The following is a 1145-nucleotide window of genomic DNA, read 5'->3' on the forward strand; positions in this document are numbered from 1 at the left end:
AGTAAAAGATTTAATTTATTAATTCTGGCTGAATTAATTATAAGCATATTATCAAGTACTTTATCATTAAAAATTTTAGCACCATATCCTTTTAAAGATTTAACTAAATGTGATACATCACTTTCAGCACAAACTCCTTGATTTCAATTTTCTTTTTGATTTATAACACCATTTTTATTATTTTTAAAATATTTATATATTTCTTCATTTACATTATTTTCTTTTAAATAATCTAATAATTTATAATATTCACCATTAACAAATAAATTATATGCATTTGTTAATTTTTTATTATCTACTTTTCTATTAATAATAAATCCTTTTTTAAGTGCTTTAAATGCATGATGTCTATCAATTACATAAGGAATATTTTCTTTTTTAGCAGTAGTTTTAATTCAAGGTGCACCATCACCAATAAATACTAAACTACTTTTACTATAAATAAATTGTAAATCAAGAAATTCATAAATTTTATCAATTAATTCTTGTTTTTTAATTCTTTGACCATTTTTAGTTTTCATATAAGTAATTTTTTTATCTTTTAAAACATTTCTACTTTTAGTAGATTTTTCTAAATCTTTACCTTTATTTGCACTAATTGTACGAATACGATTTTTTTGTTTTTTATTATTAAATAATGAAGATATAAAACAATCATCCATATTTATAAATAATTTTTCAGTTGATAATACTACTTTCTTTTCCTTTATTTCTTCAATATTTATTACTGCATTTTTCATTACATTAGTCATATATGTTTTAGAAAAATTACTATTTTTTATTATATCTTGTACATCAGATTGTCTTTTACCATTACCTGAATTTTTTATTATTGTATTTTCTAAACTTGTAAGTGTTCTTTTTCTTTTTTTAAGTTTTATATAATCATCTAAAGGATAATAATATTCATTAGTTTCTAATATTAAATAACCTCTACGATAAAAATTATTTATTTTACCATATTGAGTATTTGGACTTCTTTTTGCAGTTTTAACATATTTATGTTTATTTTTATCATATATATTTTGATATCAAAAATCATCATATGCTTTAAATATATTTGTTAAATAATTTAATTCATTATTTTTAAATGTAATATCAAGTTCATCATAATTAAGTTCATTTTCTAGAAAATTCATAATATT

General features: G+C 18.5%; 1 protein-coding gene. It reads right to left on the minus strand.

Annotated features, from left to right (window positions below; translation table 4 throughout):
- Window positions 1-1145: Mbov_0401 family ICE element transposase-like protein (locus M0D11_RS05995; RefSeq protein ID WP_252320998.1), on the minus strand; the 1145-nt coding region annotated here is incomplete at both ends.

Source organism: Spiroplasma endosymbiont of Lariophagus distinguendus (assembly GCF_023846195.1).
Classification (GTDB): Bacteria; Bacillota_I; Bacilli_A; order Mycoplasmatales; family VBWQ01; genus Spiroplasma_E.